At 55.4% G+C, this 25,527-nt stretch carries 23 protein-coding genes, 2 tRNA genes and 2 other RNA genes; 12 read left to right on the forward strand and 15 right to left on the reverse strand.

Going from position 1 to position 25,527, the window contains the following annotated elements; genetic code table 11:
• Positions 1-16 precede the first annotated feature (16 nt).
• A complete protein-coding gene (gene rssA, locus QMG90_RS12260) occupies positions 17-934 on the reverse strand; it encodes a patatin-like phospholipase RssA (protein WP_283279902.1) in 918 nt (305 codons plus the stop codon).
• Positions 935-1,049: 115 nt separating this feature from the next.
• Between rssA and QMG90_RS12265 the strand changes: the two genes are divergently transcribed.
• The 6 genes from QMG90_RS12265 to QMG90_RS12290 all read left to right on the forward strand — a co-directional run bounded on the left by QMG90_RS12265 (position 1,050) and on the right by QMG90_RS12290 (position 3,105).
• Complete coding sequence (locus tag QMG90_RS12265; RefSeq protein ID WP_283279903.1) at positions 1,050-1,508, forward strand: YchJ family protein; 459 nt, start codon at positions 1,050-1,052, stop codon at positions 1,506-1,508.
• Positions 1,509-1,556: 48 nt separating this feature from the next.
• Entirely contained in the window at positions 1,557-2,399 is an 843-nt protein-coding gene (purU, locus tag QMG90_RS12270; protein ID WP_283279905.1) for a formyltetrahydrofolate deformylase, read from the forward strand.
• Between the two features lie 170 nt (positions 2,400-2,569).
• Positions 2,570-2,710: non-coding RNA, RtT sRNA (locus QMG90_RS12275), on the forward strand.
• 26 nt (positions 2,711-2,736) lie between these two features.
• Positions 2,737-2,821, forward strand: a tRNA-Tyr gene (locus QMG90_RS12280).
• A 45-nt stretch (positions 2,822-2,866) separates the two neighbouring features.
• A non-coding RNA gene (locus QMG90_RS12285) (RtT sRNA) lies at positions 2,867-2,998 on the forward strand.
• Positions 2,999-3,020: 22 nt separating this feature from the next.
• Positions 3,021-3,105 (forward strand) — tRNA-Tyr (locus QMG90_RS12290).
• 179 nt (positions 3,106-3,284) lie between these two features.
• On the opposite strand, the gene narI is transcribed toward QMG90_RS12290, so the two are convergent.
• The 5 genes from narI to narU form a co-directional block, all read right to left on the reverse strand.
• Entirely contained in the window at positions 3,285-3,962 is a 678-nt protein-coding gene (narI, locus tag QMG90_RS12295; protein WP_283279908.1) for a respiratory nitrate reductase subunit gamma, read from the reverse strand.
• The gene (narJ, locus tag QMG90_RS12300) at positions 3,962-4,672 is read right to left on the reverse strand and encodes a nitrate reductase molybdenum cofactor assembly chaperone (RefSeq protein WP_283279910.1); all 711 of its coding nucleotides are present in this window, start codon (positions 4,670-4,672) and stop codon (positions 3,962-3,964) included. The genes narI and narJ overlap by 1 nt, the downstream gene beginning before the upstream one ends.
• Positions 4,669-6,204, reverse strand: a complete 1,536-nt coding sequence (narH, locus tag QMG90_RS12305) for a nitrate reductase subunit beta (protein WP_283279912.1) — start codon at positions 6,202-6,204, stop codon at positions 4,669-4,671. Before narH ends, narJ begins: the two co-directional genes overlap by 4 nt.
• Positions 6,201-9,944: a nitrate reductase subunit alpha gene (locus tag QMG90_RS12310; RefSeq protein ID WP_283279913.1), complete on the reverse strand. Its 3,744-nt coding sequence runs from the start codon at positions 9,942-9,944 to the stop codon at positions 6,201-6,203. The genes narH and QMG90_RS12310 overlap by 4 nt, the downstream gene beginning before the upstream one ends.
• A gap of 333 nt (positions 9,945-10,277) precedes the next feature.
• Positions 10,278-11,669, reverse strand: a complete 1,392-nt coding sequence (gene narU, locus QMG90_RS12315; protein WP_283279914.1) for a nitrate/nitrite transporter NarU — start codon at positions 11,667-11,669, stop codon at positions 10,278-10,280.
• Between the two features lie 312 nt (positions 11,670-11,981).
• Between narU and narX the strand changes: the two genes are divergently transcribed.
• Both narX and narL read left to right on the forward strand, forming a co-directional pair.
• Positions 11,982-13,778 carry a nitrate/nitrite two-component system sensor histidine kinase NarX gene (narX, locus tag QMG90_RS12320; protein WP_283279915.1) on the forward strand — a complete coding sequence of 599 codons (1,797 nt, stop codon included), beginning with the start codon at positions 11,982-11,984 and terminating at the stop codon, positions 13,776-13,778.
• Positions 13,771-14,421: a two-component system response regulator NarL gene (gene narL, locus QMG90_RS12325; RefSeq protein ID WP_049850091.1), complete on the forward strand. Its 651-nt coding sequence runs from the start codon at positions 13,771-13,773 to the stop codon at positions 14,419-14,421. Before narX ends, narL begins: the two co-directional genes overlap by 8 nt.
• Here the strand turns inward: narL and QMG90_RS12330 are convergent, their stop codons facing one another.
• Positions 14,422-15,837 carry a YchO/YchP family invasin gene (locus tag QMG90_RS12330; RefSeq protein ID WP_283279917.1) on the reverse strand — a complete coding sequence of 472 codons (1,416 nt, stop codon included), beginning with the start codon at positions 15,835-15,837 and terminating at the stop codon, positions 14,422-14,424. It lies immediately after the preceding gene.
• Between the two features lie 171 nt (positions 15,838-16,008).
• Between QMG90_RS12330 and QMG90_RS12335 the strand changes: the two genes are divergently transcribed.
• The 3 genes from QMG90_RS12335 (at position 16,009) to QMG90_RS12345 (ending at position 17,502) form a co-directional block, all read left to right on the forward strand.
• Positions 16,009-16,557 (forward strand): YbhB/YbcL family Raf kinase inhibitor-like protein, encoded by a 549-nt coding sequence (locus tag QMG90_RS12335; protein ID WP_283283952.1) that lies wholly within the window; start codon positions 16,009-16,011, stop codon positions 16,555-16,557.
• Positions 16,558-16,656: 99 nt separating this feature from the next.
• Positions 16,657-17,007, forward strand: a complete 351-nt coding sequence (locus tag QMG90_RS12340; protein WP_283279918.1) for a DsrE/DsrF/TusD sulfur relay family protein — start codon at positions 16,657-16,659, stop codon at positions 17,005-17,007.
• 249 nt (positions 17,008-17,256) lie between these two features.
• A complete protein-coding gene (locus QMG90_RS12345) occupies positions 17,257-17,502 on the forward strand; it encodes a DUF1883 domain-containing protein (protein ID WP_283279920.1) in 246 nt (81 codons plus the stop codon).
• A gap of 38 nt (positions 17,503-17,540) precedes the next feature.
• Here QMG90_RS12345 and QMG90_RS12350 read toward each other — a convergent pair whose 3' ends face one another.
• Positions 17,541-18,221, reverse strand: a complete 681-nt coding sequence (locus tag QMG90_RS12350) for a gamma-glutamylcyclotransferase (RefSeq protein ID WP_283279921.1) — start codon at positions 18,219-18,221, stop codon at positions 17,541-17,543.
• Between the two features lie 149 nt (positions 18,222-18,370).
• Positions 18,371-18,601 (reverse strand): putative cation transport regulator ChaB, encoded by a 231-nt coding sequence (gene chaB, locus QMG90_RS12355; protein ID WP_283279922.1) that lies wholly within the window; start codon positions 18,599-18,601, stop codon positions 18,371-18,373.
• A 281-nt stretch (positions 18,602-18,882) separates the two neighbouring features.
• Between chaB and chaA the strand changes: the two genes are divergently transcribed.
• Positions 18,883-19,983, forward strand: a complete 1,101-nt coding sequence (gene chaA / locus QMG90_RS12360; RefSeq protein ID WP_283279923.1) for a sodium-potassium/proton antiporter ChaA — start codon at positions 18,883-18,885, stop codon at positions 19,981-19,983.
• Positions 19,984-20,025: 42 nt separating this feature from the next.
• Here the strand turns inward: chaA and kdsA are convergent, their stop codons facing one another.
• From kdsA to hemA, 6 genes are read right to left on the reverse strand one after another with little or no spacing between them, the layout of a single operon-like run.
• The gene (gene kdsA, locus QMG90_RS12365; RefSeq protein WP_283279924.1) at positions 20,026-20,880 is read right to left on the reverse strand and encodes a 3-deoxy-8-phosphooctulonate synthase; all 855 of its coding nucleotides are present in this window, start codon (positions 20,878-20,880) and stop codon (positions 20,026-20,028) included.
• A gap of 39 nt (positions 20,881-20,919) precedes the next feature.
• Positions 20,920-21,729 carry an invasion regulator SirB1 gene (sirB1, locus tag QMG90_RS12370; RefSeq protein WP_283279925.1) on the reverse strand — a complete coding sequence of 270 codons (810 nt, stop codon included), beginning with the start codon at positions 21,727-21,729 and terminating at the stop codon, positions 20,920-20,922.
• Positions 21,730-21,732: 3 nt separating this feature from the next.
• Complete coding sequence (gene sirB2, locus QMG90_RS12375; protein WP_283279926.1) at positions 21,733-22,125, reverse strand: invasion regulator SirB2; 393 nt, start codon at positions 22,123-22,125, stop codon at positions 21,733-21,735.
• Positions 22,122-22,952 (reverse strand): peptide chain release factor N(5)-glutamine methyltransferase, encoded by an 831-nt coding sequence (gene prmC, locus QMG90_RS12380; protein WP_283283953.1) that lies wholly within the window; start codon positions 22,950-22,952, stop codon positions 22,122-22,124. Before prmC ends, sirB2 begins: the two co-directional genes overlap by 4 nt.
• Positions 22,952-24,034: a peptide chain release factor 1 gene (gene prfA / locus QMG90_RS12385; protein WP_283279927.1), complete on the reverse strand. Its 1,083-nt coding sequence runs from the start codon at positions 24,032-24,034 to the stop codon at positions 22,952-22,954. Before prfA ends, prmC begins: the two co-directional genes overlap by 1 nt.
• A gap of 42 nt (positions 24,035-24,076) precedes the next feature.
• Entirely contained in the window at positions 24,077-25,333 is a 1,257-nt protein-coding gene (gene hemA, locus QMG90_RS12390; protein WP_283279928.1) for a glutamyl-tRNA reductase, read from the reverse strand.
• Positions 25,334-25,527: the final 194 nt, after the last annotated feature.

Raw genomic sequence — 25,527 nt, forward strand, 5'->3', positions numbered from 1 at the left:
GATTTTGCTGAAGTAGTCAAAAAATTCGTTGTTGCAGGTCCGTGCGCACAAGCGGCAGCAGTTCATCCATCTTTTTCTCGACTGCGAGCTGTCCGGCGGCAATAGCCGACGCCGCCCGATGAAAATCGAGTGTGGAGATTTGCGGACAAAGAGGTTGCAACAAGATATCTGGCGGATCGCCCGCCATTCGATTTCGTTTTAACCGGTTTTCCAGTACTTGTATCGAGGTCGTCATGATTTCCATCGCGGTCGGTGTCGGAACCGAACGTCGGGAGCTCATCCGCCCCATTCGCGCCCGGAGGCGCCCGTGCCACGTGAGATCTTCGTCATCATTGATGTCATCCGGCGCGCTGACGGACAGCAAATCCTGTTGCATCAGATGCGCGTCGTGTTGAAGGTCGACCGCAATCACGATATCCGCCCCCAGCGCTCGCGTCAGCGACACCGGTACCGGATTAACCACGCCGCCGTCCACCAGCCAGTAGCCGTTATGCATCACTGGCGACATCAGCCCAGGAATACTACAGGATGCACGAACAGCAAGGTGAAGATCGCCTTCGGTAAACCAGAGCTCGCGCCCGGTACTCAGGTTGGTCGCCACTGCCGCAAAACGACGCTCGCAATCGTCAATTTGTTCACAGGGCATCACTTGACGGTACTGGGAAAATACGCGCTCGCCACGGAGCAGACCGCCGCGTCGCCAGGAGAGATCCATCAGACGCAGCACATCCCAGTAGCTGAATGAACAGACCCACTTTTCCAGCGAGTCCAGGCGGTTACAGGCAAAGGCTGCTCCCACCAGCGAACCAATAGAGCAGCCTGCAACAATGTCTATTTCAATGCCCATTTTTTGCAGGGCTTTAATCACACCGATATGCGACCAACCTCGTGCAGCGCCCGATCCCAGCGCCAGACCAATTTTCACCTTTCTCATTATTACCGGTGGACATCCTCCCGTCTCAATCGTAGCCACATCGCCACTGCTCAGTTAACATAGTGCTACCTGGCGCAACTGCGCCGTTATTTTTTGGTGTTCCAGGGAGGCAACTTTGTCACCACTATGCCCCTGCGGCAGCGCTCTCGAGTATAGCCTATGTTGCCAGCGTTATCTGTCTGGCGCTCAGCTTGCGCCGGATCCGTCACAACTTATGCGATCCCGTTACACCGCTTTTGTGATGAAAGATGCCGATTATTTACTAAAAACCTGGCACGCCTCCTGTCAGGCTACCCTTTTTCGCGGCGATATCGAACGCGGATTCGCCGATACCGAATGGCTGGGTCTTACCGTTTTTGCGACAGAGCCGGGAAGCCATGAAAATGAAGGCTTTGTTAGTTTCGTCGCCCGCTTTCGTGAACACAATAAGACGGGAGCCATTATCGAGCGTTCAAGATTCTTAAAAGAAAACGGCCAATGGTATTATATTGATGGTACTCGTCCATTGATTGGCCGTAACGATCCCTGCCCTTGCGGTTCGGGTAAAAAATTTAAAAAGTGCTGCGGCCAGTAACGCAGCCGTCAACATACAGCAAACACCGTCAACAGGATTTCCCCGGCAATGCATTCATTACAACGTAAAGTTCTCCGTACTATTTGCCCCGATCAGAAAGGGCTCATCGCCCGCATCACCAACATTTGCTACAAGCACGAACTGAACATCGTGCAGAACAATGAGTTTGTTGATCATCGTACGGGGCGCTTTTTCATGCGTACCGAGCTGGAAGGCATTTTTAACGATGTCACGTTACTCGCCGATCTCGACAGTGCCTTACCGGAAGGCTCCGTGCGCGAGCTGAACCCGGCCGGCCGCCGTCGCATCGTGATTCTGGTGACCAAAGAGGCTCACTGTCTTGGCGATCTGTTAATGAAAGCCAATTATGGCGGTCTGGACGTGGACATCGCTGCCGTCATCGGTAACCACGACACGCTGCGTCCGCTGGCAGAACGTTTTGATGTTCCATTTGAGCTGGTCAGCCATGAAGGACTGTCGCGTGAAGATCACGACAACCTGATGGCGACCGCCATCGAAGCGCATCAACCTGACTACGTGGTGCTGGCGAAATATATGCGCGTCCTGACGCCTGATTTCGTGTCGCGCTTCCCAAACAAAATCATCAATATTCACCACTCGTTCCTGCCCGCCTTTATCGGTGCGCGTCCGTATCATCAGGCTTACGAGCGTGGTGTTAAGATTATCGGCGCGACGGCCCATTACGTTAACGATAATCTGGATGAAGGCCCGATCATTATGCAGGATGTGATTCATGTGGATCACACCTACACCGGCGACGATATGATGCGTGCCGGACGCGACGTGGAGAAGAACGTTCTCAGCCGCGCGCTGTATCAGGTACTGGCGCAACGCGTATTCGTTTACGGTAACCGGACAATCATTCTGTAATCCCCTTCGAAATGAACTGATTAGCTTTGCATCGTTACGCATAAAAAGCAGGCAAACAGTTCGTTTTTAGCGAAGGAATGCTTTACAGCGGCGCATCATTTGGTATGATGCGCCCCGCTTCCCGAAACGGGAGCAGGCCAGTATTAAGCAATACCCCGTGGTGGGGTTCCCGAGCGATCATAAGGGAGCTGACGGTAAATCTGCCGTCATCGACTTCAAGGTTCGACTCGAGCGATAGCGAGAGAACGTTGCCGCAGGCAACGGCCCGAAGGGTGAGGAGCTTTAGCTCCGAATAATCCTTCCCGATATCGAAATACCATACAATGAATTACCCCGTGGTGGGGTTCCCGAGCGGCCAAAGGGAGCAGACTGTAAATCTGCCGTCATCGACTTCGAAGGTTCGAATCCTTCCCCCACCACCATTATTCACTACAGCGATGTAGTTACCCCTGAGAGGCGTTATTGATGTTTGCGCTTATCAGGGAAGGGTGAAAACCTTCGATTAAGGTTCGACTCGAGCGATAGCGAGAGAACGTTGCCGCAGGCAACGGCCCGAAGGGTGAGGAGCGAAGCGACGAATAATCCTTCCCCCACCACCATCTCCAATTTGTTTCTACCCCTGGTGGGGTTCCCGAGCGGCCAAAGGGAGCAGACTGTAAATCTGCCGTCATCGACTTCGAAGGTTCGAATCCTTCCCCCACCACCATCACTTCTCAATAAATTCTTATCTGGCTTTTGCGCCCCTGCTTTCCCCGGTAGCGCTACGCTTACCAGGGTTACAAAAACACCGCCGCGAGTCGTAGGCCGGGTAAGGCGTAGCCGCCACCCGGCAAACAGCCATAAAAAAACCCTGCCGGAGCAGGGTTTAATGGCATTCACGCGTGGTTAGCGCCGTGCGCGGACAATCTGGTATTTGCGCGTCAGATATTCCACTGGCGCGCTCCAGATATGCACCAGACGCGAGAACGGGAACAGCACAAACAGCGTCATCCCCAGCACCAGATGCACGCGGAACACCAACGCCACGCCCTCGAGATGTGCCGACGCACCGCCGTGGAACGTCACCACGGATTGCGCCCAGCCGACCAGCTTCATCATCTCGCTGCCATCCATATGCTGCGCCGAGAACGGGATCGTCAGCAGACCCAGTGCGCACTGCACCATCAGCAGGGAGAGGATCAGGATATCTGCCGTCGTGGTGGTGGCGCGAACACGTGGGCTGAACAGACGGCGCTTCAGCAGCATCAGGCCGCCAACCAGCGTCATCACACCGCAGGCGCCGCCCGCGATCATCGCCATTTTCTGTTTTACCTCAATGGGTAAGAACGCTTCGTACATCCAGTGCGGCGTCAGCATTCCCAGGAAGTGTCCGGCGAAAATCCCCAGTATCCCGAAGTGAAACAGGTTGGAGGCCATGTTCATGCCCTTGCGATCCAGCATCTGGCTGGAGGAGGCGCGCCAGCTGTACTGCCCGTAGTCATAGCGCAACCAGCTACCCACCAGGAAAACCGTGCCCGCGATGTAGGGATAAATGTCGAAGAAGAACATATTAAGGAATGACATTAGTGCTGCCCTCCGTTAGAGATTTCCAGATATTGCGGGGCGACGGCGCCAGCAAAGCGACGCTGATGCGCAGAGATTTCAGACTCGCCACAGCCCTGATCGGCGAAGAATTTCACCTGCTCTTCTTCCCAGACGGCATCCAACGCCTGTGGGGTATCGTCACGCGCTTCCGTAGCAATTTTCTCGGCCACTTTGTCGCTGTCGATATCGGTACTGGCGAGTGTCAACAGCACGTCAAACAGCACCGCATAACGACTGTCACGCTGGCTCAGACGTGCGCTCAGCAGCGCCAGAATCGGCGCAATATCCTGCAGGCCGCCGATTGCCTCACGTTCAGGCAACTGCCCCAGATATTCCAGATAGAGCGGCAAATGGTCCGGCAACTCGCGGCTGTCAAGCTGAAGGCCGTGCTGCTCGTACTGCGCCATCAGGTCAACCATCGCCTGTCCCCGGTCGCGGGATTCGCCGTGCACATGTTCAAACAGCAGCAACGACGTGGCACGACCACGGTCGAACAGCTCGCTGTAGGTCGCCTGCGCATCCAGTAAATCCTGAGTCGTCAGATCGCGCAGGAAAACGGCCAGTTTTTGGGATTCCGCTTTTTCCAGTTTTTCTGATGTCGCGAGTGCTTCGAAAAGCTCCTGTTGATGCTGCCACAGGGCAGCATCCGGGTATTCGAGCAGACGCGCGACAATGACGAGTTCAATCATGGATGCGGCTCCGTTTTGCTGGTCACATCAATAGCATCAATGCGGCGGCTGTTGAACAGGTTGAATTGAGTATCAGAGCCATGGCAACCATCGCCAAAGCTGAACCCACAACCGCTTTTTTCCGGGAAAGCGTCACGCGCCAGTTCACGATGGCTACTCGGTACCACAAAGCGGTCTTCGTAATTGGCGATCGCCAGATAGCGGTACATCTCCTGCGCCTGTGTTTCGGTCAGGCCGACCGCCTCCAGCGCACGGGTATCGTTAACACCGTCAACGGTTTCTGCGCGTTTGAAATGACGCATCGCCAGCATACGCTTCAGTGCCCGCAGTACGGGTTCGGTGTCACCCGCGGTCAGCAGATTCGCCAGGTATTGCACCGGTATACGCAGGCTTTCAACGTCCGGCAGTATGCCATTACTGCCCAGTTCGCCCGCATCGGCAGCGGACTGAATCGGTGACAATGGCGGCACATACCAGACCATCGGCAACGTGCGGTATTCCGGGTGCAGCGGTAACGCCAGCTTCCAGTCCATCGCCATTTTCCAGACAGGAGACTGCTGCGCTGCGTCGATCACGCTCTGCGGAATGCCGTCTTCCAGTGCCTGGGCAATCACCAGCGGATCGTTCGGGTCGAGGAACACTTCCAGTTGACGCTGATACAGATCTTTTTCGTTTTCGGTGCTGGCCGCGTTTTCAATCGCGTCCGCGTCGTACAGCAGCACGCCGAGGTAACGGATACGCCCGACGCAGCTTTCCGAGCACACGGTCGGCATACCGGCTTCAATACGCGGATAGCAGAAAATGCACTTCTCAGATTTGCCGCTCTTCCAGTTGAAGTAGATTTTTTTGTACGGACAGCCGGTGATGCACATGCGCCAGCCGCGGCACTTGTCCTGGTCGATCAGCACAATGCCATCTTCTTCGCGCTTGTAGATCGCACCGCTCGGGCAGGTGGCGACACAGGCCGGGTTAAGGCAGTGTTCGCACAAACGCGGCAGATACATCATGAAGGTGTTTTCGAACTGACCATACATCGCCTTCTGCATGTTTTCGAAATTCTGGTCTTTGGCGCGTTTTTCGAACTCGCCACCCAGAATCTCTTCCCAGTTCGGGCCGCTGGTGATCTTATCCATCCGCTGACCGGTGATCAGCGAGCGAGGACGGGCGATCGGCTGGTGTTTGCTTTCCGGCGCGGTATGCAGGTTCTGATAGTCGTAATCGAACGGCTCATAATAATCTTCAATACCTGGCAGATGCGGGTTGGCGAAGATTTTACCCAGCAGCATGGCGCGGTTCCCCATGCGTGGCTGCAGCTTGCCGTTGATTTTACGGATCCAGCCGCCCTTCCATTTCTCCTGGTTTTCCCAATCGTTCGGGAAGCCGACGCCCGGCTTACTTTCAACGTTATTGAACCAGGCATACTCCATACCTTCGCGGCTGGTCCAGACGTTTTTACAGGTGACTGAACAGGTGTGGCAGCCGATGCACTTGTCGAGATTCAGCACCATGCCGACTTGTGAACGAATTTTCATTTTACGCTCTCCTGTACCTGGTCATTACCTTCGCCGTCTAACCAGTTAATGTTCTTCATCTTGCGTACCACCACGAATTCATCGCGGTTCGATCCTACGGTGCCGTAGTAGTTAAAACCGTAGGCCAGTTGGGCATAACCGCCGATCATGTGGGTCGGTTTCGGGCTGATGCGGGTGACCGAGTTGTGGATCCCACCGCGCTGACCAGTGATTTCCGATCCCGGCAGGTTCACGATGCGTTCCTGCGCGTGATACATCATGGTCATCCCGGCCGGAACACGCTGGCTGACCACCGCTCGGGCGGTTAAGGCGCCGTTGCTGTTGAATACTTCGATCCAGTCGTTATCTTCAATCCCCAGATCTTTCGCATCGGCTTCGCTCATCCAGACGATTGGGCCGCCGCGTGACAGCGTCAGCATCAGCAGGTTGTCGCTGTAGGTGGAGTGGATCCCCCATTTCTGGTGCGGCGTCAGGAAGTTCAGCGCCTTCTCCGGGTTGCCGTTGGATTTCTGCCCCATCACCACTTTTACCGAACGGGTGTCGATCGGCGGACGATACACCAGCAGGCTTTCGCCAAAGTCACGCATCCACTGGTGATCCTGATACAACTGCTGGCGACCAGACAGCGTACGCCACGGGATCAGCTCGTGAACATTGGTGTAACCGGCGTTATAGGAGACATGTTCGTCTTCCAGTCCTGACCAGGTCGGGCTGGAGATGATTTTGCGCGGCTGTGCCTGAATATCGCGGAAGCGAATTTTCTCTTCTTCTTTATTCGTCGCCAGATGGGTATGGTCGCGACCGGTAAATTCGCTCAACGCCGCCCAGGCTTTCACCGCCACATGACCGTTGGTTTCCGGCGCCAGGGTGAGGATCATTTCCGCCGCATCAATCGCCGTGTTGAGCATTGGCTGACCTTTGGCCGGACCGTCGGTTTTGGTGTAATTGAGCTTACGCAGCAGATCCATTTCGCTCTGGGTATTCCACGCAATGCCTTTACCGCCGTTGCCGATCTTCTCCATCAGCGGGCCGATAGAGGTAAAGCGCTCCCAGGTTGCCGGATAATCACGCTCGACGGTCATGATATGCGGTGCGGTTTTGCCCGGGATCAGGTCGCATTCGCCCTTCTTCCAGTCTTTCACATCCAGCGGCTGTGCCAGTTCGGCGGCAGAGTCATGCTGAATCGGCAGTGTTACCACGTCCGTTTCTTTACCCAGATGGCCAACACAAACTTCCGAGAATGTCTTCGCGATGTCTTTGTAGATATCCCAGTCACTCTTCGACTCCCATGCCGGATCGACCGCCGCAGATAACGGATGAATAAACGGATGCATATCCGAAGTATTCATGTCGTCTTTTTCATACCAGGTGGCAGTCGGCAGCACGATGTCGGAGTACAGGCAGGTGCTGGACAGACGGAAGTCGAGGGTCACCACCAGATCCAGTTTGCCGTCGAGTCCGTTATCCACCCACTCCACCTCTTCCGGCTTCGCGACCCCCTGCTGACCAAGATCGACACCCTGAATACCGTTCTCGGTACCGAGCAGATATTTCAGGATGTACTCGTGGCCTTTACCGGACGAGCCCAGCAGATTCGAGCGCCAGATAAACAGATTCCGCGGGTGGTTTTTACCGTTTTCCGGTTGCTCAGCAGCAAAACGGATAGACCCCTCTTTCAGGGATTTCACGGTGTAATCCACCGGCGTCATGCCCACTTTCTCCGCCTCAGCGGCGATGCGTAACGGGTTAGTCCCGAGTTGCGGCGCTGACGGCAACCAGCCCATGCGTTCCGCACGCACGTTGAAGTCGATCAGGTTACCGCTGTAGCGGGATTTATCCGCCAGCGGTGACAGCAGCTCCTGGGCAGTTAACGTCTCATAACGCCACTGACTTGAGTGGTTATAAAAGTAAGAGGTGCTGTTCATGTGACGTGCCGGACGCTGCCAGTCAAGAGCAAACGCCAGCGGTTGCCAGCCCGTCTGCGGACGCAGTTTTTCCTGACCGACATAGTGCGCCCAGCCGCCACCACTCTGACCGACGCAGCCGCAGAAGATCAACATATTGATAAGCCCGCGATAGTTCATATCGAGGTGATACCAGTGGTTCAGACCGGCACCCACGATGATCATTGAACGACCATGCGTCTTATCGGCGTTATCAGCAAATTCACGGGCGGTACGGATAATCTGTGCGCGCGGCACGCCGGTGATTTGTTCAGCCCACGCTGGTGTATACGCTTTGATATCGTCATAACCGGTGGCGCAGTTTTCGTCATCCAGACCGCGGTCAAGGCCGTAGTTAGCCATCGTCAGATCGTAAACGGTGGTCACCAGCGCGGTAGAGCCGTCGGCTAATGGCACGCGTTTCACCGGCAGTTTGTGCAGAAGAATGTTTTCCAGCTCGACGTTGTTGAAGTGTTCAGTGCCGTCGCCGCCGAAATACGGAAAGCCAACGTTCGCAATATCGTCATGGCTGCCGAGCAGGCTGAGGCGCAACTGAATGTCTTCGCCGGTGCTGCCGTCGCGCTGCTCGAGGTTCCATTTACCTTTATCGCCCCAACGGAAACCGATGGAGCCGTTTGGCGCGGTCAGGCGACCAGATTCATCAACGGCGACCGTTTTCCACTGCGGATTTTTCTCCTGACCCAGCGCATCAACGAGGTCAGCAGCACGCAGCGTGCGGCCCGGCGCATAGTAGCCGTCACGCGCTTCCAGCATCACCAGCATCGGCATGTCGGTGTAGCGACGAACGTAGTCGGTGAAATACTGGCTGGGTTTATCGAGATGGAATTCGCGCAGCATAACGTGGCCCATCGCCATCGCCATTGCCGCATCGGTACCCTGCTTTGGTGCCAGCCACAGATCACAGAGCTTGGCGATTTCCGCGTAGTCTGGCGTAATCGCCACGGTTTTGGTGCCTTTGTAGCGAACTTCGGTGAAGAAGTGCGCATCCGGAGTACGGGTTTGTGGGACGTTAGAGCCCCAGGCAATGATATAGCTTGAGTTGTACCAGTCGGCCGATTCCGGCACGTCAGTTTGTTCGCCCCAGGTCTGTGGCGACGCGGGCGGCAGGTCACAGTACCAGTCGTAGAAACTCAGGCAGGTACCACCAATCAGCGACAGGTAACGCGCGCCGGAGGCGTAAGAGACCATCGACATCGCCGGGATTGGCGAGAAACCCGCGACACGGTCCGGACCGTAGGTTTTTACGGTGTAGACGTTTGACGCGGCAATCAGCTCGTTCACTTCCTGCCAGGAGGAGCGCACAAAACCACCGCGACCACGCGCCTGTTTGAAACTTTTGGCTTTGTCGGCGTCTTCAATAATTGAAGCCCAGGCATTCACCGGATCGCTGTGCTGCGCTTTTGCTTCACGCCACATCTTCATCAGACGTTTCCGCATCAACGGATATTTCAGGCGGTTTGCGCTGTACAGATACCACGAGTAGCTGGCGCCACGCGGGCAGCCACGCGGCTCGTGGTTTGGCATATCCGGACGGGTACGTGGATAGTCAGTCTGCTGCATTTCCCACGTCACCAGACCGTTTTTCACGAAAATCTTCCAGCTGCAGGAGCCAGTGCAGTTTACGCCGTGAGTGGAACGAACCACCTTGTCGTGCTGCCAGCGTTGACGGTATCCATCCTCCCAGTCCCGGTTGGTATTAAGAAGCTGGCCGTGCCCATCGGCAAAGGTTTCGCCCTTCTGCTTGAAGTAGCGAAACCGGTCCAGGAATTTACTCATCGGGTTTCTCCTGTAAGGAGCCTGACGGCTCTCTGATAAATCGACATTGCCTGAATTGCAGCGAAAGTAACGTTCTGAAAGATGGGCGGAATTGATAACGATCAAGGCGGTTTGCGTTAACAAATGAACCAAAAATGAAAGATACTCCCTGAGTGGTATGCCATTTTATTTTTTAATAGACTGATTTATAAAACATTTATTCATAAAACACTGATGGTTTGCTTTGGTTAACTTTCGCCCGGGTATTAAGGGGTAGATCACTTAGTATGTTGTAACTAAATGAGGTGCAAAAAAAGGCGCGGTCGCCCGCGCCAGGATAATCAAGAAGTCACTTTATTTTTTTGTTTTACGCCCGTATACCGCCCAGGTGATCACCACGCAGGCAATATAGAACACGAGAAATACTTTCATGGCACCCGCCGGAGAGCCGGTGAGATCCAGTGAGGCACCGAAGGCTTTCGGAATAAAGAAGCCACCGATAGCGCCAATGGCCGAGATAAAACCCAGTGCGGCCGCGGTATCAGTTGCCGCTTCACGCATCGCTCTCTCTTCGGTACCGCCCTGCGCTTTCACGCGTTCCATGGTGATTTTACGGAAAATCAGCGAAATCATCTGAAACGTGGACGCACTTCCCAGACCGGCGGTCAGGAACAGCACCATAAAGACCGCGAAGAAGGCGAAGAAGTTACCGCCCTCCCCGTGCGTTGGCAGCGTCAGGAACAACAGTGCGCAGAAGATGGCCATTACGACAAAATTCACCAGCGTCACGCGGGTACCGCCGAGACGGTCAGAGATGGCACCGCCGGTGGAACGCGCCAGCGCGCCGATGAACGGGCCGAAGAACGCGTAATGCAGGATCTGCACGTCCGGGAACTGCGTTTTCGCCAGCATCGCAAAACCCGCAGAGAAACCGATGAACGAGCCGAAGGTTGCCAGATACAACAGGCTCATGATCCACAGATGACCCCGTTTAAGCACCGGCAATTGTTCGCTCAGCGACGCTTTCGACGCCGCCAGGTCGTTCATGCCAAACCAGGCCGCGAGGGTGAAAATTACCAACAGCGGCACCCAGATCCAGGCAGCGTTTTCGAGATACAACATGGAGCCGTCCGGTTGTGCCACGCCGCTGCTGCCAAAGAAGGCAAACACTGACAGCGAGACCACCAGCGGCGCAACCAACTGCATGACGCTCACGCCCATGTTGCCGAGCCCGCCGTTAATCCCCAGCGCACCGCCCTGTTTCTGTTTTGGAAAGAAGAAGCTGATGTTTGCCATGCTGGAGGCGAAGTTGGCGCCTGCAAAACCACACAACAACGAGATGATGACAAAGATGCTGAACGGCGTTGAGGGATCCTGCACCGCAAAACCTAACCACACGCAGGGAACGATCATGATGCCGGTACTGAATGCCGTCCAGCGGCGGCCGCCAAACACCGGAACCATAAATGCGTACGGAACCCGCAGCAGCGCACCGGAGAGCGCCGGCAACGCAGTCAGCATGAACAGCTGATCGGTCGTAAACTGAAAGCCGACTTTATTGAGATTAACTGCCACGGCGCTGAACAACATCCATACGCAAAACGCCAGTAGCAGGCACGGTACGGAAATCCACAAATTTCGACGCGCAATGCGATGGCCGTTCTGCTGCCAGAATGCAGGATCTTCAGGACGCCAGTCAGTAATGACGGCACTGCTTGCCTTCTCCTCAACGGAAGAGTGACTCATAGACACCTCTGATTATGAATATCAACGGTGCAACAGTGAGTTTTTCCAGCGGCAGGTAAGTTGATATAAATCAAAGGAAAAGTTGACGCTGCGGGGCACAAAAAATGCCTGTTATCCTTAATGAGTAGTCAATTACTCTTAAAAAAGTGTGGTTTTTCACGCGGCTGATGCTATCGAATACGCTTCTCCCTCTGAATCACCTGCTGACGGCAATTAAGAGGTAATCCTTTTGGGGTATGGGTATACTCCGGGGGATACCGGACAATAGCACAAGTCCGGGATAAAACCCCGGCTCAGGAGCCAGATTGCCCAATGCATAAACGTCGTTTTACACCGCTCACGCTGGTGAATCAACTGGTGCTTATCGTCCTGCTCTCCACTCTGATTGGCGTGACGGGCATGACAATCTCTGCCCGTCTGGTTCACGGCGTCCAGGGCAGCGCACATGCCATTAACAAAGCGGGATCGCTGCGCATGCAGAGCTATCGCCTGCTGGCATCCATTCCGCTGACCGCCGAAGATCAGATCTTACTGGATAACATGGAAGCCACCGTTTTTAGCCCTGAGCTGGAACAGGCCGCCATCCGCGATGGTCAGGTGCCGCAGTTGACTGCCCTGCAAAAATACTGGCAGGGCGAACTGGCGCCCGGCATGAAAAAAGCGCACAGCCAGGCGACTGTCGCCGACGATGTTGCCAGCTTTGTAAATCGCATCGACCAGCTGGTGTATGCGTTTGACCATACCACCGAAGAGCGGATCACCAGCGTGGTATCGACCATGCGCTGGATGGTGCTGGTCATGGCGCTGCTGCTGATTTTCACCATCGTCTGGCTGCGCGCCCGGCTGATGCATCCCTGGCAACAATTGCTGCGCATGGCGCGGGCTGTGAGTCAGCGCGATTTTACCCAGCGCGCGCGTATCAGCGGGCGTAACGAAATGGCGACGCTCGGCATGGCGCTGAACAACATGTCCGAAGAGCTGGCGGAAAGTTATGCGGTACTCGAACAGCGCGTGCAGGAAAAAACCGCGCGACTCGAGCAGAAAAACGAAATTCTGGCATTTCTCTGGCAGTCCAACCGCCGTCTTCATTCCGGCATTCCGCTCTGTGAACGTATTTCGCCGGTACTGAATGATTTGCAGGGGTTAACGCTGCTGCGGGATATCGAAGTTCGCGTGTACGATACCGAAGACGAAGAGAACCATCAGGAATTTACCTGCCATTCTGAAACCAGTTGCGATGAAAAAGGCTGCCATCTCTGCCCTCGCGATCTGCCTTCTGTCTCCAGAGGCGGCAGTACACTGAAATGGCGACTGGCGGATGCCCATAATCAGTACGGTATTTTGCTGGCGACGCTGCCGACAGGCTGCCACATGAGTCACGACCAGCAGCAACTGGTGGATACGCTGGTCGAACAGCTGACCTCGACGCTGGCGCTGGACTGGCATCAGGAGAAACAGCAACAGCTGATCGTCATGGAAGAGCGCGCCACCATCGCCCGCGAACTGCATGACTCGATCGCCCAGTCGTTGTCCTGTATGAAGATGCAGGTGAGCTGTCTGCAGATGCGGGGCGAAGCACTGCCGCCAGAGAGCCGCGACCTGCTGGCGCAGATCCGCAATGAACTGAACACCTCCTGGGCGCAGTTGCGTGAACTACTGACCACCTTCCGCCTGCAGTTGACCGAACCGGGGCTGCGCCCAGCGCTGGAAGCCAGCTGCATCGAATACAGTGCGCATTTTGGTTTTAACGTGCAACTGGATTACCAGCTACCGCCGCGTTATGTGCCGTCGCATCAGGCGATCCACGTACTGCAAATCGTGCGCGAAGCGTTGAGCAACGCCCTTAAACATGCGCAGGCAACCAAAGTAAAAGTGACCGTCTATCAACAAGAACATCAGGTAAAACTGGTCGTGGAAGATAACGGCTGCGGCGTACCGGATCACGCCGAGCGCAGCAACCATTACGGTTTAATCATCATGCGGGACCGCGCGCAAAGCCTGCGTGGCGATTGCCAGGTGCGCCGGCGCGACAACGGTGGAACAGAAGTTGTCGTGACCTTTATTCCCGAAAAATCTCTCTCGTTACAACAAGGAGATATCTATGAGTAATCAGGAACGGGCAACCATCCTGTTAATAGACGATCACCCGATGCTGCGCACCGGCGTAAAACAGCTCATCAGCATGGCGCCTGATATTCAGGTCGTTGGCGAAGCCAGTAACGGCGACCAGGGCATTGAGCTTGCTGAGTCGCTGGATCCTGACCTGATCCTGCTTGACCTGAACATGCCGGGCATGAACGGTCTGGAAACCCTCGACAAACTGCGCGAAAGAACGTTATCCGGCCGCGTGGTGGTGTTCAGCGTGTCAAATCATGAAGAAGATGTGGTGACCGCCCTGAAACGCGGCGCTGATGGCTACCTGCTGAAAGATATGGAGCCGGAAGACCTGCTCAAAGCGCTGCAACAGGCCGCCGCCGGTGAGATGGTGTTAAGCGAAGCGCTGACGCCGGTTCTGGCCGCCAGCCTGCGCGCCAATCGGGCGACCTCTGACCGCGACGTCAGCCAGTTGACCCCGCGCGAGCGCGATATCCTTAAGCTCATCGCCCAGGGGCTGCCAAACAAAATGATCGCCCGCCGCCTCGATATCACCGAAAGCACCGTCAAAGTCCATGTGAAGCACATGCTGAAAAAAATGAAACTGAAATCACGTGTGGAAGCGGCAGTCTGGGTTCACCAGGAGCGCATCTTCTAATCATTCCAGCGGCTGTGATTGCCATGCAGGCGGACTGCTGCTGTCAGGGAATACCGTCAGCGGTTCGGTCGACGACAGCGTGATCTCATTGGATGAGACTCGCTGGCCTTTCTGGTCTTCCACCACCACCGATAAATGCCATTCGTGGTTTGCCCCTTCGCTATAATCCCAGGCAGGAATAATCACCGTCCAGCCGTCGGTACTCCCGCTGTCAATCGGCGGTGTCAGGCTTAATGCCTGCGTATCGCCCTGCCAGTGCAGCGCCCTGATGCCGTGTCGACTGCGTACCTGGAGTTTCAACTGAACCGCTTCCCCCGGCTGCAAATCCCACGGCGGCGTCGCCAGAAAGACTGACAACGTTTTGCGTTGACGATACTCCATCACGGGCAGAGCACTGCGCTCCGGGCTGTCATACCGGCTGCCGCGCAGCGATTTCGCCGCCGCCACTTCGCTGGCCTGGAGCTGTTTTTTGAGTGGCACGCCGAAGCGATAATTGAGCTTCATACCCAGGTTGTTCTGACTGACGCCGCTCTCGCCCTGCTTGTGCAGCGCGCTGATGGTCACCAGCGGCACTGGCGTGTAATTGACGCCCAGCGATACAGCCATCGGGTTATGGTACCCGGTACCGTTATGAAAGAGATCGACGCTGTCGCCGTAATATTGCTCCAGACTGACGCTGGTGTTGATATGCTGATAAAACGGCAGACGCGCCTGAGCAGTAAGATCGTACCCGCGCGCCATCCGTTCCGACTGGGTGTCGCTACGCACGCTCCAGTCATTGAAAGGTTGATAATAGTTGGCCGACAGTCGTAAGTATTCGCCCCACGCCTCAGCGCCAAAACCGCCCCGCGCCAGGTTTTCATCAAGCTGACGGTCATAAAAGGTGTTGTAGCCCAGCAGCCAGTTGCCCGCAATCCAGCGCTGACCGATTCCCGCATTGCTGACCAGACCGTCATCCTGTTGTGTGACGCCGACCTGGCTCCAGGTCAGATACCGGTTGTTATCCTGCAACGGCACAAACCAGTTACCGTGGCTGCCGCTAAAGCCGCCGTTGTCATCCACCGTCAGGGCAACGCTGGCATTGCCCCACGGCGAAAGCAGCGTTTCCAGTTGCTGATTCACCTGGCCGCTCACTTCCGTGCGCAGTTTATCGAGGGCAAACAGTTTCGCCTGCTCGTCGGTGGTCAGGCCGTTATCTTCCATGCTGGCCTCGCCAAAGGCTTTGGCCATTTCCGCCAGGTGTCGGGCGCTGTCATCCTGCACGGGAGCAAGACCGAGATCGGGGAGGTTATCCTGGTTATTATCGAACGGATTTTCCGCCTGCTGCATAAAGGACGACTGCGCACCCTCAACGCCGCCTGCCAGCAGCAAGAGTAATAACATCAGCGGGGTGGAACGGCGGAACAGAAGATACATTACGTTAGTTAATAAAAAACAATGAGACGGTGTTATCGGACAAAACTAAAAGGTTAGTTTAGCGTGATCTGCACCCGGATTCGACCACAGACCAAATTCCAGGATTTTCTCTCACTCTCTGGCGATGCGGCAACTACAGTTAATCCATCTCCTTCGTAATGAGAATTCATGATGAAACCCATCCTTTACACCGCGTTTGCAAGTACGTTGCTGTGGAGCGTTGCCTTACAGGCCAGCGAACTCTTTCAGTTGCAATCCCCCGCCTTTGCCGATAACGGCCTGATGGACAAAAAGTTCGCCGGGAACAACAGCCAGAACCCCAACTGCACCGGAGAAAATCTCTCTCCCGCGCTGGTGTGGAGTAATACGCCTGCGCAAACGCAAAGCCTGGTGTTAGTGGTTCACGATCCCGAAGGCGCGAAAGGCCTCGGCGTGACCCATCTGGTGGCTTATAACATCGCCCCTTCCGCTGCCGGTTTTGCTGAAAACGCCCTGCGCGACGGCAAAGAGTTTACGGGCGGTAAAAACACCCCCGGCACCGATCGCTGGTATGGCCCCTGCCCGCCGCCGGGCAGCGGCGCGCATCATTATACCTTTACGCTTATCGCCACTTCGCTGCCGCCTTCTCTTCCTGCGGGGCTAACACGCGAGCAACTGTTTGACAAAGTGCAGGGGCATGCACTGGCCGCGACCGGGCTGATTGGCCGCTTCGGGCAATAGTCTCTGTCGCAGATCATGCTGCGGCGTCTTACCGTTTGGCATCACCCGGACGGCGCTGTAGCATGGCATGACCATACACCACGTTAACCAGGAGTCATTATGCAACGCATTGTGATTATCGCTAACGGCGCCGCCTACGGTAGCGAATCGCTTTTTAACAGCCTGCGTCTGGCTATCGCGTTATGCGAGCAGCAAGAGCTGGATCTGAAACTGTTTCTGATGTCAGATGCCGTCACCGCCGGGCTGCGCGGTCAGAAACCCGCCGAAGGCTATAACATCCAGCAAATGCTGGAGATCCTCACCGCACAGAACGTACCGGTAAAACTGTGCAAAACCTGCACCGACGGGCGCGGCATCACCACGCTGCCGCTGATTGATGGCGTTGCAATCGGCACGCTGGTGGAACTGGCGCAATGGACGCTGGCCGCTGACAAGGTGCTGACATTTTAATTTTTGCTGCGTGCCGCTCCATTTTCCGCATTATATTTTCAGCTGACGCCCTTTTTTCGACGAAAGCAGACGTCAGCTGAATGCTTTCAGGCAGAATGTCATTAATGTTTAATCTTTGCGGCATTATTTGATCAAAATCATCATCTCACCCCTCCCCCTTTGGTGTTATGCAGAGAGCGAAATGTGAACAACATCACGCTCAGGAGTCGGTGGCAGGGAGCACTTAGCTTCATTCAACGGGGTAGAATAATGGCGCTGGTAAAAGCAAGTTTGACGTTATTTGGTGGGGATACGGTGGTGGTACGCTGCTCGGAGCGTTGCCATATTCATTTGATGAGCGCAAAGAACCGCGCCAGTGAAACACAGACAGACATTCTTAGCGTGCAAAATCGCGAGAATGCTTTCATGACCGTACCCTACAGTGGTACGTGGAACGTGCTGATCGACAGCCACAGCCAGTCGCTGGAACACTCCATTAGCTACGTTCCGGCATAAGGGTCGGGGCGGGTTTGCTGCCCGCCCTGCTACACCCTTCAGACAAACTGCGGCAGCGTTTCGCCACCCAATAAGTTCCGCACTCTCTCCACCAGCTCATCCAGGCTGTTATCACACATACCGAGTTTCCGCAGTTCCTGATCGAGTGAGAAAAGATACTGGGCGTTGGTACCAAGCGGACCGCTGGCGGCGGCGATCAGCGGCGCAATCACCTGCACACTGGTGTCGGATTCATACAGCGGATGCCGGGGATCCATAATAAACACCAGCGCATTAACGGTACGACCATCGTCGAGCGCCAGCTTACACCAGCTGGGCAAATAGCAGCCGGTGATCATCTCACGCTTCCAGAGCAACGTGAGTTCGTCTTCGAGGGTGGCTTCAGGCAGGCAATAAGCCACACCGGTGGTGCGTCCGCCCTCTTTCAGCGCCAGCATCCGACCAGGCTGACAGGCCGTTCCCCGCCCAGCAGTCAGACGCAGACAAAATGCACGGTGCCAGCCCACCAGTGTGCCGGTACAGGATTCCGTAAAATCCAGCGCCGGGTTCCACATTAATGAACCGTAACCAAAAATCCATACCGGGCCATCATCTGGTCGACAGGCCAGCGTCGCCGCTAATGACGCAGCGCGTTGTTCCGATGACCAGAGTAGCGATTCCTCAATAGAACCAAAAGCCGTTTTACAATCGGCTTTCATTAAGAAATCACGCGTTAACAATTTTAACCTCCACCACTGCTTACTTCCCTGCAACATCTTTATTTCGCCATCCCGGCGTATTGCTGAATTATTATCCAGCATGTAGTGAAGATAAACAATTAACGGTACGGTGGCAAGGCAATAAAACTTAAAATAAGCGTTTGTGATATTTATTTCTTTTTATGCCACTTATCATCATCGCCTTTTTGATAGTCATGCTTCACCGCGGCCCACGCCACCTTGTGCGCAGTCTCCTCGCGGCTGGCGTCGTCCCGGCGCTCGGACTTGTCTTTGTACTGGTCCCAGGCGCTATTGAACGCTTCTTTATAAATATCCTGCGCATGAGACGGCAGAACATGTTTTACGCTGTCTGGCAAATCGCTTTTACTTTTATATGGCATGGTCATCTCCACATGAAGTCAGGGAATATTAAGCCTGGGACAAATTCCCTTTCATTTCCAGGGAGAAGGGTTGTTAAATTTAAGATTGAGATAATTCTCTGTAATCTAAACCTAAATTAAACGGAATGAGAAAATATCCCGTACGGTAAGTTTAATAAACGCTGACGGGTAAATTTGAGTAAAATCGCAACGTATTTGAAAGAAAGTCTGTTATTTTAGCAGCTTACGTCATCTATAATTAGATCAATTTAGCAAAACACCTGCATTAATGGAGATGGTTCATGACCCATGCACATGAGGCGGTAAAGACCCGCCACAAGGAGACGTCGCTCATTTTCCCGGTGCTGGCGCTGGCAGTGCTGCTGTTCCTCGGAAGCAGCCAGTCACTGCCAGTGATCATCGGGATTAACCTTCTGGCGCTGGTCGGCATTTTAAGCAGCGCATTCAGCGTTGTGCGACACGCCGACGTTCTGGCACACCGCCTTGGCGAACCTTATGGTTCACTAATTTTAAGCCTTTCTGTCGTTATTCTCGAAGTCAGCCTGATTTCCGCATTAATGGCAACCGGCGATGCCGCGCCAACGCTGATGCGCGACACACTCTATTCCATCATTATGATCGTCACTGGCGGCCTGGTCGGCTTCTCATTGCTGCTCGGCGGACGTAAATTCGCCACCCAGTATATGAATCTGTTTGGCATCAAACAGTACCTGATTGCCCTTTTCCCGCTGGCGATTATTGTGCTGGTGTTCCCGATGGCGCTGCCGGGCGGCGATTTCAGCATCGGTCAGTCCCTGCTGGTCGCCGCGATTTCTGCCGCGATGTATGGCGTTTTTCTGCTGATTCAGACCAAAACGCACCAGAGCCTGTTTGTCTATGAACATGAAGATGACAGCGACGACGACGATCCACATCATGGCAAGCCGTCGGCCCACGGTAATCTGTGGCATACCGCCTGGCTGATTATCCATCTGATTGCGGTTATTGCGGTCACCAAAATGAATGCAAGTCCACTGGAAGCGCTGCTGACCTCCATGAACGCGCCAGTGGCCTTTACCGGTTTTCTGGTGGCGCTGCTGATCCTCTCCCCGGAAGGGCTGGGAGCATTGAAAGCGGTGCTGAATAATCAAGTGCAGCGGGCAATGAATCTCTTCTTCGGTTCCGTACTGGCGACCATTTCGCTGACGGTGCCGGTAGTGACGATCATCGCCTTTATGACCGGCAACGACCTCCACTTTGCGCTGGGCGCGCCGGAAATGATTGTGATGGTGGCGTCGCTGCTGCTGTGTCAGATATCGTTCTCCACCGGCCGCACGAATGTGCTGAATGGTGCGGCGCATCTGGCATTGTTCATCGCCTACCTGATGACGATATTTGCGTAACGGACGCAGAGGCTAAAAACCCCGCCGAAGCGGGGTTTTTTATTAGTGGCTGGTATCCAGCTCGTCGAAACTCTTCACCAGATCGTCAATCGCTTTGATCTGCTTCAGGAACGGTTCGAGCTTAGCGAGCGGCAGCGCGGACGGGCCGTCGCATTTCGCGTGATCCGGGTCCGGATGCGCTTCAATAAACAAACCGGCCAGACCGGTCGCCATCCCGGCGCGAGCCAGTTCAGTCACCTGCGCACGACGGCCGCTCGACGCAGCGCCAAACGGATCACGGCATTGCAGCGCATGAGTAACGTCAAAAATCACCGGCGCGTTGCCAGAGACTTTCTTCATCACGCTGAAGCCCAGCATATCCACCACCAGGTTGTCGTAACCGAAGTTAGCACCGCGATCACAGAGGATAACCTGCTCGTTACCGCCTTCACGGAATTTATCCACGATATTGCCCATCTGCCCCGGGCTGACGAACTGCGGTTTTTTCACGTTGATGACGGCACCGGTTTTCGCCATCGCTTCAACCAGATCAGTCTGGCGAGCGAGAAACGCCGGCAACTGAATCACATCGACAACGTCCGCCACCGGCTGCGCCTGTGACGCTTCATGAACGTCAGTAATAACTTTCACGCCGAAGGTCTGTTTCAGTTCCTGGAAGATCTTCATCCCTTCTTCGAGGCCAGGGCCGCGGTATGAGTGAATAGAGGAGCGGTTAGCCTTATCAAAAGAGGCTTTAAACACGTACGGGATGCCCAGCTTCTGGGTGACGGTCACATAGTGCTCGCAAATACGCATAGCGAGATCGCGGGATTCCAGCACGTTCATACCGCCAAACAGCACGAACGGCAGGTCATTTGCTACGTTGATATCACCAATGCTTACCACTTTTTGTTTCATAGGATCGCCTTATCAGGGTTTAACCGGATTCATTCCAGATTAATGCAATGTAATTTGTTTATGCGAAATCGTGTTGATTTGTGCGCGGATCATCTCGCTAATCGGATCTTCCGGGCACTGTTCCACAAAATAGCTTAAGTCCAGCAGCGCGACGTGCTCACACTCCAGCTGGGCGTAAATCAGACCACGGTCGCGGATTTCATACGGATCTTCAGGATTAAACTGCAACAGCACTTCGCTGGCCCGCAACGCCAGCTCCATCTGCTGCTCTTCCATCAGCGCGGATTTTAAGGTGTCGAGCAATTTGCGGATCACCTCGGCGTTATCCGCTTCATCAAGATCTTCGTTGTACAGCTCCGCCACCGGGCCAATGTTGCCTTTCAGCCACACTTCCAGAGTGTGTTCGTCCAGCGTGTCGCCATTGAACGGGTTAATCAGCCACATTTCGTCGGGATCAGTGTCGGCACGCAGAATAAGCTGCGTCGGGAAAATCACCGGCACGACAGGTAGCGACAGACGCTGCGCGACCCACAGGAAAATCGCGCCCAGCGATACCGCGCTGCCCTGGCGGTTCTTCAGCACCTGATCCAGCCATAAGGCATCGGAAAGCCGGTAGACGCCACGGGAATCGCTGAATCCCCAGTCGCCGTAAAACAGTTCCAGCAACCGTTCCATCTGCCGGTCTGGCGTCCAGGCGGGGCTGATTTCTTCCTGTGCAAGGCTGAGCAGTTGCTCCAGCTCGCGGCTGACATGCGGCGCGTGAAAATCATCGCGGATCAGTTCAGAAATGAGGATCATCCCATCGCATAAGGGCGCGTTGTTAAATTCAAAATCGGCTAATGACCTCATGACCTACCCCAGTAACGGTACTTTAGTGATGGCGAGTTTAATGATGATGAACAGCACCACCAGCCCCAACAGGAAAGTGATAAAACCCACCTGCTGGCTGCGCTGAAACCGACGTCCCAGCGAGACAAAACCCAAAACAATGTAAATGATAACGCCAAACAGCTTTTCAGTCAGCCATGCCCCGTCTTCCGTGAAGGGCAGATAGTGCGTTATAGCAATAAGCCCGGCGCCGCTGAGCAGCAGTAGCGTGTCGACGGCATGAGGCAATACTTTCACCCAACGCGCCGCCAGCCGCGGGCTGCGCTGATACCGCCACCAGTAACGCAACACAAACAGGCTGACGGACAGCCCCGCGGTCAGAATATGAATGGCCAGCACTATGGTGAAAATATTCACGCTTTTCTCCCCAGCGTCAGACGTTCATTGCCGCCGTAATCACGGCAAGTTTCAACCGCCACATACCCGGCGTCGGTGAACAACGCCCGCACCGCCGCGCCCTGCGTCCAGCCATGCTCAAGCAGCATCACGCCATCGCTCAGCAGAAAGTTACGCCCTTCGCGGATGATATGCGCCAGGTCGGCCAGACCGTGATCGGCGGCCACCAGCGCACTTCTCGGCTCAAAACGCACGTCGCCCTGCGCCAGATGAGGATCCTGCTCATCAATGTACGGCGGGTTACTGACGATCATCGCAAATTGCTGATCGGTCAGCGCATCAAACCAGTTACTCTGCAACAGCGTGACGTTGGTGATGCCGAGGTTATCCGCATTGCGTTGCGCCAGTGCGACGGCTTCCGGGATCACATCCACCGCCGTCACCTGGCAATCGGGTCGTTCGCTCGCCAGCGCCAGCGCAATCGCGCCGGTCCCGGTGCCTGAATCGAGGATGCGGCAACCAGCCGCAGGAAGCCGTGCCAGTGCCTGTTCGACCAGGCATTCGGTGTCCGGGCGCGGGATCAGTGTGACGGGTGAGACAAAGAGCGGCAGTGACCAGAACTCGCGCTGCCCGGTCAGATGCGCCACCGGCTCACCACGTTCGCGGCGGGCCAGTAACACGTCCAGCGCGTCGAGCTGCTCCGCGCTAAGCGTGGTTTCATCAAACGCCAGGATAAAGGTTCGTGCCTTGCCGGTCACATGACCAAGGAGAATTTCTGCGTCGCGGCGTGGGCTTTCGCTGGCGGCCAGACGCACTATCGCCCGGGCCAGCCACTGTTGATACGTCATCATTCCTGCTCTGAAAGCGCCGCCAACTGATCGGCCTGATATTCCTGCACAATCGGCTCGATCAGCATGTCCAGTTTACCTTCCATCACTTCATCCAGACGGTATAACGTCAGGTTGATGCGATGGTCGGTCACGCGGCCTTGCGGGAAATTATAGGTACGGTTGCGATCGCTGCGATCACCGCTGCCGAGCAGATTACGACGCTCAGAGGCTTCGGCCTGATGGCGTTTGGCGGCTTCTGCCGCGCGAATACGTGAACCGAGCACTGACAGCGCTTTGGCTTTGTTTTTATGCTGAGAACGTTCGTCCTGACATTCCACCACAATGCCGGTCGGCAGGTGCGTGATACGAATGGCTGAATCGGTGGTGTTAACGTGCTGACCGCCCGCGCCAGAGGAGCGGAAGGTATCGATACGCAGATCCGCCGGGTTAATGTCCGGCATTTCCGCTTCCGGCAGCTCCGGCATCACCGCGACCGTACAGGCTGAAGTATGAATACGCCCCTGCGATTCCGTCGCCGGAACGCGCTGCACGCGATGGCCGCCGGACTCGAATTTCAGACGACCATAGACACCGTCGCCGCTAATTTTAGCGATCACCTCTTTGTAACCGCCGTGTTCGCCCTCGCTGGCGCTCATGATTTCCACCCGCCAGCGCCGAGATTCGGCGTAGCGTGAATACATACGGAACAAATCACCGGCAAACAGCGCGGCTTCATCACCGCCAGTACCGGCGCGCACTTCGAGATACGCATTACGTTCATCATCAGGATCTTTCGGCAACAGCAGCACCTGCAACTGTTGCTCCAGCGCTTCGCTTTTCTCTTTCGCGTCGCGCAACTCGTCCTGTGCCATTTCGCGCATTTCCGGGTCGTCGAGCATCATCTGCGCCGCGTCAATGTCATCCTGAACCTGACGCCAGTCGGTAAAACAACGTGAAACATCGCTAAGCTGCGCGTACTCACGCGACAGCGCCCGGAACCGCTCCTGGTCGGCGATGGTATCCGCATCGCCCAGCAGCGCCTGAACTTCTTCATGGCGCTCATGCAGAGCTTCCAGTTTAGCAACGATAGAAGGCTTCATAGGCGTAAATGCACCTTGTCATCAAATTTAAAGTGAGGTGCGCTATTCCAGCCCGAGGCTGTTGCGCAGAATATGCAGGCGTTCGTCATCGCCGTCGCGGGCGGCCTGCTGAAGAGATTTGGTCGGGGTGTGAATCAAGCGGTTGGTCAGTTTTCTCGACAGATCCTGAATGATGGCTTGCGGATCGCCGCCCTGCTCCAGCGCACTCAGCGCTTTCGCGGTCAGCTCATCACGAACCTGATCGGCCTGGCTGCGGAAATCACGGATGGTCTCACTGGCGCTTTGCGCGCGCAGCCAGGCCATAAACTCGCTGGTTTCCTGCGCAACAATGCTTTCTGCCTGCACGGCGGCAGCCTGTCGTTGTGCCAGGTTATGCTGAATAATATTCTGTAAATCATCCACGCTGTAGAGATAGGCGTTGGCAAGCTTGCCGACTTCAGGCTCTACGTCACGCGGGACGGCGATATCCACCAGCAGCATGGGCTGATTGCGGCGCGCTTTCAGAGCGCGTTCAACCATCCCTTTACCGATGATCGGCAGCGGGCTGGCGGTGGAACTGATAATAATATCGGCATCTTTCAGACGCTCATCGACGTCGCTCAGCGCTATCACTTCGGCGCCGACTTCATCTGCCAGCACCTGTGCGCGTTCCCGCGTCCGGTTGGCGATGATCATCTTCTGCACCCGGTGTTCGCGCAGATGTCGCGCCACCAGTTCGATGGTTTCCCCGGCACCGACCAGCAGTACGGTCACGGTGGAAAGCGATTCGAAGATTTGCCGTGCCAGCGTACAGGCCGCAAACGCCACCGATACCGCGCTGGCGCCGATATCCGTTTCCGTGCGAACGCGTTTGGCGACGGAGAACGATTTCTGGAACATGCGCTCCAGGTCGCTGGCATTCAGATGCCCGCGACTGGAATCCGCGAACGCCTTCTTTACCTGGCCGAGGATTTGCGGCTCGCCAAGCACCAGTGAATCCAGGCCGCTGGCCACGCGCATGAGATGGCGAACGGCATCGTTATCCTGATGCCAGTAGAGGCTGGTACGCAGATCGGTTTCATTGAGGTTGTGGTAATCACACAGCCAGCGGATCAACGCTTCCTGCAAATCTCCCTGCTCTTCCACGCTGAGATAAAGCTCAGTGCGGTTACAGGTCGAGAGCACAACGCCGCCCTGCACCATCGGTTGTGCCAGCAGGCTCTCCAGCGCCTGGTCGAGCGTATCCGGCGAAAACGAAACACGTTCTCGCAACGCGACCGGAGCTGTTTTGTGGTTGATGCCGAGAGCTAACAGGGTCATATGAGCGGGAGTAGTACCAGCGTTGATAAGGTTAGTCTGTATGCATCATACAGGATGCACGGTTCCAATAAAAGAGACTGCCCCTTTTGGCGTACCGGCCCGGGTCGCTAATTTTATGAATTAAGACAACATGAACGTAGACGCTATTCATACACAACGCTAGCATAAAGGGTTAACAACGTTATGCAACGCAC

The organism is Trabulsiella odontotermitis (assembly GCF_030053895.1).
Lineage (GTDB): Bacteria > Pseudomonadota > Gammaproteobacteria > Enterobacterales > Enterobacteriaceae > Trabulsiella > Trabulsiella odontotermitis_C.